General features: G+C 59.2%; 1 pseudogene. It reads right to left on the reverse strand.

The window, feature by feature from the left end:
* Positions 1-223, reverse strand: a pseudogene (locus tag JN414_RS17105) (phage tail protein); the annotation flags it as partial.

Genomic DNA, 223 nt, shown 5'->3' on the forward strand with positions numbered 1-223 from the left:
TGACGGTTACATCTTCCAGACTGGAGCCGCAGACACAGGCCAGAAGCTCATCATAGGTCCCAAAAGAGACAGCCCCGGAGAGTGACCCGTTTACAGACTGCTGGACACTAACCGCAGCATTTGCCTCCCAGCTGCTTTCCAGTTCCTCTGGACGCTGCCGGGTTCTTTGGCAGCGGAACGTCTCGCCTGTCAGACGGAGCCGCTGATAGACGCCAGCAGGCGC

It is taken from the genome of Gluconobacter sp. Gdi (assembly GCF_014132155.1).
Classification (GTDB): Bacteria; Pseudomonadota; Alphaproteobacteria; order Acetobacterales; family Acetobacteraceae; genus Gluconobacter.